Source organism: Arthrobacter sp. GW460-12-1-14-TSB2, from assembly GCF_059423525.1.
In genome coordinates, this window is sequence record NZ_JBWKYC010000004.1 from 314,239 (window position 1) to 322,174 (window position 7,936).

The 7,936-nt window shown below is 64.0% G+C and carries 3 protein-coding genes; all 3 read left to right on the forward strand.

Translation table 11 applies throughout. The annotated features are described in order from the left end of the window. Positions 1-43: 43 nt before the first annotated feature. The 3 genes from AC07YR_RS08775 to AC07YR_RS08785 are packed head-to-tail and all read left to right on the forward strand — an operon-like array spanning position 44 to position 7,591. Positions 44-2,116 carry an alpha-1,4-glucan--maltose-1-phosphate maltosyltransferase gene (locus AC07YR_RS08775; protein WP_494733716.1) on the forward strand — a complete coding sequence of 691 codons (2,073 nt, stop codon included), beginning with the start codon at positions 44-46 and terminating at the stop codon, positions 2,114-2,116. A 5-nt stretch (positions 2,117-2,121) separates the two neighbouring features. Then, positions 2,122-3,918, forward strand: coding sequence for a maltose alpha-D-glucosyltransferase (treS, locus tag AC07YR_RS08780; RefSeq protein ID WP_055800588.1), 1,797 nt, complete (start codon positions 2,122-2,124; stop codon positions 3,916-3,918). Position 3,919: 1 nt separating this feature from the next. Then, positions 3,920-7,591: a 1,4-alpha-glucan branching enzyme gene (locus AC07YR_RS08785; RefSeq protein WP_494733717.1), complete on the forward strand. Its 3,672-nt coding sequence runs from the start codon at positions 3,920-3,922 to the stop codon at positions 7,589-7,591. Positions 7,592-7,936: the final 345 nt, after the last annotated feature.

Below are 7,936 nucleotides of genomic sequence, written 5' to 3' on the forward strand. Positions count from 1 at the left end.
GTTCCCTTAGCAAAATGGGGGATTTCTCGATAACGTCGAGTTTGTGACGACTAATACGCGAACCAGTGCCGGATCCAGCAAAAAGCCTAAGGCCCTGATCACGGAAGGCCTGCGTTTTGGCCGGTTCCCGATCACTGCCGTGCAGCCCGTCGTGGACGGAGGTACGTTTCCCGCGAAGGCGCTCCCGGGTGAGGGGCTCGTAGTCGGAGCGACGGTATTCCGCGAAGGACACGACCAGCTCGGAGTCAGCGCGGTGCTGTTCGATCCCAAAGGCAAGGAACGCCAGCGCGTCAGGCTGGCCCCGCCGCGCGGTGACCGCGGAAAGGGCACGGACCGCTGGGAAGGCATCATCACGCCCACCGGCACGGGCAACTGGTCGTTCGCCATTGAAGCCTGGCATGACCGGTACGGGACCTGGCACCACAACGCCGAGGTCAAGGTCGAGGCAGGCATCGACGTCGAACTGATGCTGGCCGAAGGCGCGGCACTGCTTTCCCAGGCCGCAGAAGACCCGGCCCGGCCCTCCGCCGACAGGCGTACGCTCCGGACCGCCGTCGTCGTACTGTCCGACACCTCGCTCTCCCCTGAGGAGCGGCTCGCCGCCGGGTTCGGAGCAGACGTGACGGAGGTCGTCGCCCGCCAGCCCATCCGTGAACTCGTCACGGTTTCGGAGCGCTTCCCCCTCCTGGTGGAACGCGATCTGGCCGGCCGAGGTGCCTGGTATGAATTCTTCCCCCGTTCGGAGGGAGCCGTACGCAACCACGAAACCGGAGAATGGCAGTCCGGCACCTTCCAGACGGCAGCCAAGCGGCTCGACGCCGTCGCGGAAATGGGCTTCGACGTCATCTACATGCCGCCCATCCACCCGATCGGCATCCAGCACCGCAAGGGGCCCAACAACACACTCATTGCCGGACCGCACGATCCCGGATCACCCTGGGCCATCGGCGCCAAGGAAGGCGGACATGACGCCATCCATCCGGACCTCGGCACGTTCGAGGACTTCGACGCGTTCGTGGCGCGGGCCCGGGATCTCGGCCTCGAGGTTGCCTTGGACCTGGCGCTTCAGGCGGCTCCGGACCACCCCTGGGTGACATCGAACCCGGAATGGTTCACGACCCGCGTGGACGGCAGCATTGCCTACGCGGAGAATCCGCCGAAGAAGTACCAGGACATCTTCCCGCTGAACTTCGACAACGATCCCGAAGGCCTGTCCAAGGAAATCCTCCGTATCGTGCTGCTCTGGGTCAGCCACGGCGTCAAGATCTTCCGGGTGGACAACCCGCACACCAAGCCCGTGTGGTTCTGGGAGTGGCTGATCGCCAAGGTCAACAAGAAACACCCCGACGTCGTTTTCCTCGCCGAGGCCTTCACCCGCCCGGCCATGATGCATGCCCTGGGACGTGCCGGTTTCCAGCAGTCCTACACGTACTTCACCTGGCGGAACACCAAGAAGGAACTGGAGGAGTACTTCGCCGAGGTCAGCCAGAAGTCCCCGGCCTATTTCCGTCCGAACTTCTTCGTGAACACCCCGGACATCCTTACCGAATACCTTCAGTTCGGCGGTCCCGCCGCGTTCAAGATCCGTGCCGCGCTCGCAGCGACGGCCAGCCCGCTGTGGGGCGTCTATGCCGGTTACGAACTTTACGAGCATGTGGCCCGGCCCGGCGCCGAGGAATACATCGACAACGAAAAGTTCGAATACAAGGCACGGGACTGGGACGCCGCTGCCGAATCCGGCCGGACCCTCGCTCCGTACCTGACCAGGCTCAATGAAATCCGCCATACCCACCCCGCCTTGGGCGATCTCCAGAACCTGACGCTGCACCACAGCACCGACGACGCCACGATTGTCTACTCGAAGCACAAGACGCTGCCCGACGGCACCAAGGACACCCTGATCATCGTGGTGAACGTGGATCCGCACAGCACCCGGGAGAGCACCGTTTCCCTGGATCTGGCTGCACTCGAACTCGACCCGGCTGACCTGACGCACAACGGTGGCTTCAGGGTGGATGATTTGCTGACCGGCGAGAGCTGGGAATGGGGCGAATACAACTACGTGCGGCTTGATGCCCACGTGGAGCCGGCACACATCCTGAACATCCGGAGGTAGCATACGTGAGTTTCAGTCCGCAGAACCCGAGCCAGCATTTCACCCCCAAGGGCACGTTCGAGCTCAACGCCCCTGGCCTGCAACACGATCCCCTGTGGTACCGCAAAGCAGTGTTCTACGAAGTCCTGGTCCGTGGCTTTGCTGACGGAAACGGTGACGGTTCCGGCGACTTCCACGGGCTCATCGAGAAACTGGACTACCTCCAGTGGCTCGGCGTCGACTGCCTGTGGCTGCCGCCGTTCTTCCAGTCTCCGCTCCGCGACGGCGGCTATGACATCTCGGACTACAACTCGGTCCTGGACGAGTTCGGCACCATCAGCGACTTCAAGCGCCTCGTTGCCGAGGCCCACGCCCGGGGCGTCCGTGTCATCATCGACCTGCCGCTGAACCACACATCGGACCAGCACCCGTGGTTCCAGGAGTCCCGCAAGGACCCCGACGGGCCCTTCGGCGACTTCTATGTCTGGAGCGACACGGACGAGAAGTACCAGGACGCCCGCATCATCTTCGTGGACACGGAGGAATCCAACTGGACCTTCGATCCCATCCGGCGGCAGTTCTTCTGGCACCGGTTCTTCAGCCACCAGCCTGACCTGAACTTTGAGAACCCCAAGGTCATCGACGCCCTTTTCGACGTCGTCCGGTTCTGGCTGGACCAGGGCATTGACGGTTTCCGCGCGGACGCCATCCCGTACCTCTTCGAGGAAGAGGGAACCAACTGCGAAAACCTGCCCGCCACCCACGATTTCCTGCGTGCATTGCGGAAAATGGTGGACGAGAACTACCCCGGCAGGGTCATCATCGCCGAGGCCAACCAGCCGCCGGTCGAGGTGGTGGAGTACTTCGGGACCGAAGAGGAACCCGAATGCCACATGGCCTTCCACTTCCCCATCATGCCGCGGCTCTACTATGCGCTGCGGGACCAGAAGGCGGCACCCATCATCGAGACGATGAAGGAAACGCCGGACATTCCGGAAGGGGCCCAATGGGGCACTTTCCTGCGGAACCACGATGAACTCACCCTGGAAATGGTCACCGCCGACGAGCGCGCGGCCATGCTGGGCTGGTATGCGCCGGACCCCCGCATGCGTGCCAACATCGGCATCCGCCGCAGGCTGGCACCGCTGCTGGACAATTCCCGGTCCGAGATTGAGCTGATCAACGCCCTGCTGCTTTCGCTACCCGGAAGCCCGTTCCTGTACTACGGGGATGAAATCGGCATGGGCGACAACATCTGGCTGGAAGACCGCGACGCCGTCCGCACACCCATGCAGTGGAACCCGGACCGCAACGCGGGCTTCTCGCACGCTGATCCGGGCAAGCTCTACCTGCCGGTCATCCAGTCGCTCGTGTACAACTACGGCATGGCCAACGTGGAAGCGGAGGCCGCGCATTCCGGGTCACTGCTGAGATGGACCCGGCAGATCCTCAGCGTCCGGAAGAACCACCCCGCATTCGGGCTGGGCGCCTTCAAGCACGTGGAAGCAGATCACGACGTCGTCCTTGCCTACCTGCGGGAGCTGTCCCCTGACAACTCGGCGGGAGAGGACGCCGAGTCGATACTCTGCGCCTTCAACCTGTCGCAGCACCCCGTGGCCACCACATTGCGACTTCCGCAGTATGCCGGCCGCGGCCTCCGCGACGTTTTCGGCGGCCAGCCGTTCCCGGCCATCGGCGACGACGGCCGGCTCACGCTGACGCTGGGGAGCCACGATTTCTTCTGGCTGCGGATTCGTTCGGCCGCGTCCAACCCGGCGTCGCCGTTTACCCAGGCCCTCCCGGTCCTGTCCATCGAAGGCTGAAATGACCCAATCCACACTCAATCCCTCCCTCTCTGAACTGCTCCGGGCCTGGCTCCCGCGCCAGCGCTGGTTCCCGGTCAAGACAGGCGACTTCACGCTGTCTCCTGCCGGTGGTGTGCGCCTGGACGACGGCAGCGGCGAGGTGGGCATTGAGGTGTTCCTCGCGGCGGTCACGTACCCCACGGCCGACGGCGGCAGCCGCACCGACGTCGTGCAGGTCCCGCTCAGCTACCGGGTTGAGCCACTGCCCGGCAAGGAAGCGGCCTTGGTGGGCGAGGGTGGCGACGCCGCCCGGGGGCGCCGGTGGATCTACGATGGCGTCCATGACCCGGTATTTGTGTCGGCCTGGCTGGAATTGATGCGAAGCGGAGGTACTTCGGCGGAAGGGAACGCCGTTGGCCACCTGGTGCCTTCCGACTATCCGCTGCCGACGGCCACCGGGACCGTAAAGGTCCTCTCCGGTGAGCAGTCAAACAGTTCGGTGATAGTGGACGACGGCGGCTCTGCAGCGATCGTCAAATTCTTCCGCGTGCTGTCCGAGGGACGGAACCCGGAAGTGGAAATCGGCGCTGCCCTCACGCAGGCAAGGACGTCGGAGGTTCCGGCCACTCTCGGCTGGGTCACGGGGGAGTGGCAAGCCCCGCAAGGCGGTGCCGAAGACAAGCCGCGGACTGTTCAGGGTGAACTCGCGGTAGCGCATGAGTTCCTGGCTGGCGGCCGTGACGCCTGGCGGCTGGCCGTTGATGCCGCAAGTTCCGGCACGGACTTCTCTGCCGAGGCCCATGCCTTGGGCGTGGCGACTGCGACTGTGCACCGGCGCCTGGCCGAGGCGCTGGGCCTTGCCGCGGAATCCGCACCGGGAGAGGACATCGCCCCCGGAGTAGCCCAGCGCGTCCGGCAGTCCTGGACGGAAGCAGGTCCCGCCGTCGGGCAGTATGACGACGCCCTGGCCGGCCTGCTCAATCAGCTTGAAGGCAGCAACGCCGGTGCGCTGCAGCGGATCCATGGCGACCTTCACCTGGGACAGATCCTGCAGGTGCCGGGCCGTCCGGGGGAGCAGGAACGCTGGGCCATCCTGGACTTCGAAGGCGAACCCCTAAGGCCCATCGCGGAACGCAACTTCCCGGACGTACCGCTGCGGGACGTCGTCGGCATGCTGCGGTCCTTCGACTACGCCGCCGGTGCCGCAGAACGCGAGCGGGAGGGCGTCCATGTCCCCGCTTCGTGGGTGGACGACTGCGCCGAAGCGTTCCTGGCGGGGTACGGCGAAATTACGCCCGGGACCATTGACCGCGGCTCGCCCTTGTTTGTGGCATTGTGGCTGGACAAGGCGTTGTATGAAGTTGTCTATGAGTTGCGCAACAGGCCCGGATGGCTGGACATTCCGGTTAATGCTTCACGGCGTCTCCTCAGCAGTACAGGCTCCGGCGCTTCAGCCGCAGCCGCAGCGGAAGGTAACAAAATGACAGGCTCAGCACGTACAGATCGGCCCGCGCCTCTTCAGGTGGACCCGGAGACGCTTTCGAGGGTGGCATCAGGCGAATACCACGCCCCGCACTCCGTCCTGGGCGCACACCTTGACGACCACGGCCATGTCACCGTCCGCACCGTCAAGCACCTGGCATCGGCTGTGTCGGTTGTGACCGCCGCTGGCTCGGTGCCCATGACGCATGAATCCAATGGCGTGTGGGCCGCCGTGCTCGAACCCCTTCAGCCGGGCCATGTTCCCGACTACCGTCTGGAAGTCACGTACGAGGGAGTGCCGCCGCAGGCCACGGACGATCCGTACCACTACCTGCCCACAGTCGGGGAGGTGGACCTGCACCTGATCGGCGAAGGCCGCCACGAGAAACTGTGGGAAGTACTGGGCGCGCACGTCCAGCACTACAAGTCGGCCCTCGGCGACGTGGACGGCGTCTCGTTCGCGGTATGGGCACCCAATGCACAGGCCGTCAGGGTCAAGGGCGACTTCAACGCCTGGGACGGTCGGGAGAACTCGATGCGTTCGCTGGGCTCATCAGGGGTCTGGGAACTCTTTATCCCGGGTGTTTTAGCAGGGGCGTGCTACAAGTTCGAAATCAAGACCAAAGCGGGCCACTGGGTGGAGAAAGCCGATCCCCTGGCTTTCGGAACCGAAGTCCCGCCGCTCACCGCGTCCCGCGTGGTTGAGTCGGCATACGCCTTCAAGGACGAGGAATGGATGGCGGCCCGCGCTGCGCGGGATCCGCACAATTCGCCCATGAGCGTATACGAGGTCCACCTTGGCTCCTGGCGCCTCGGACTGGGCTACCGCGAACTGGCCAAGGAGCTGGTGGAGTACGTCAAGTGGCTCGGTTTCACCCACGTGGAGTTCATGCCCGTGGCCGAACACCCCTTCGGCGGCTCGTGGGGCTACCAGGTGACGTCCTACTTCGCACCCACGTCAAGGTTCGGCCACCCGGACGAATTCAGGTTCCTCGTGGACGCGCTGCACCAGGCGGGCATTGGCGTTCTGCTTGACTGGGTGCCGGCGCACTTCCCCAAGGACGCCTGGGCCCTTGCCCAGTTCGACGGTGAGGCCCTGTACGAGCATGCCGACCCGAACCTCGGCGAGCACCCGGACTGGGGCACGCTGATCTTCGACTTCGGCCGGACGGAAGTCCGCAACTTCCTGGTCTCCAACGCGCTTTACTGGCTCGACGAGTTCCACATTGACGGCCTGCGCGTGGACGCCGTGGCGTCGATGTTGTACCTCGACTACTCCCGTGAGGAAGGGCAGTGGCAGCCCAACAGGTATGGCGGCCGCGAGAACCTTGAAGCGATCTCCTTCCTGCAGGAGGCTAACGCCACGGTGTACAAGACCCACCCGGGTGCCGTGATGATCGCGGAGGAATCAACGGCGTTCCCCGGGGTGACAGCCCCGACAAGTGTTGGCGGCCTGGGCTTCGGCCTGAAGTGGAACATGGGCTGGATGCATGACTCGCTCAAGTACGCCTCCGAGGACCCGGTAAACCGCAAGTGGCACCACGGAACCGTCACTTTCTCGATGGTCTACGCCTTCACTGAGAACTTCCTCCTGCCCATCAGCCACGACGAGGTTGTGCACGGCAAGGGCTCCATGCTCCGGAAGATGCCCGGTGACCGCTGGCAGCAGCTGGCCAACCTCCGCGCATTCCTCGCGTACCAGTGGGCCCACCCCGGCAAGCAGCTGATCTTTATGGGTACTGAATTCGGCCAAGAGGCTGAATGGTCCGAACAGCACGGCCTGGACTGGTACCTGGCGGACATCCCGGCACACCGTGGCGTCCAGTTGCTCACCAAGGAATTGAACGAGCTCTACGCGTCGACACCCGCACTTTATGAGCGGGACAACGAACCGGGCGGCTTCCAGTGGATCAACGGCGGCGACGCCGACCGCAACGTCCTGTCGTTCATCCGGTGGGACAAGGATGGCAACCCGCTGGTGTGCGCCATCAACTTCTCCGGCGGCCCGCACCAGGGCTACACCCTGGGGGTTCCTGTGGCCGGCGCCTGGCAGGAGGTCCTCAACACCGACGACTCCAGCTACGGCGGATCCGGCGTCCTGAACCAGGGCGCGCTCGCTGCCACGACCGAGGGGCAGGACGGCCAGCCGGCGACGCTGACCGTCACGTTGCCTCCGTTGGGTGCTGCATTCTTCAAGCCAGCGGGCTAACGCTCACGGCAGGTGCTTCCGAAAGCCCCGGATCCTTGGGATCCGGGGCTTTTTCGGACCCCAATTCGGGCCGCTTTGTATCCTCGCAAAAGTGGTGGTAGAGTTTATTTCCGCGCTGCTCCCCGGAGTTGGCCAGCAAAGACTACACGGAATGCCACAGGCAAAGTGAGTCGGGATGGCCGATTTGACTCGGGTGAAGCAAGCGGGTAAGTTTGGAAAGTTGCTCCGGAGCGATCCGCGACTGTTTGTTGGTTGTGGTGGTGCCGGGTGTGTCTGTTGTTTGAGAACTCAATAGTGTGCCAAGTTTGTTGATACCAATTTATTTATATGGATTGGTTGAATTGA

Bases quoted from the DNA above. Each gene is read 5' to 3' on its own strand.
- AC07YR_RS08785 (WP_494733717.1), top strand. From the start codon at position 3,920: ATGACCCAATCCACACTCAATCCCTCCCTCTCTGAACTGCTCCGGGCC.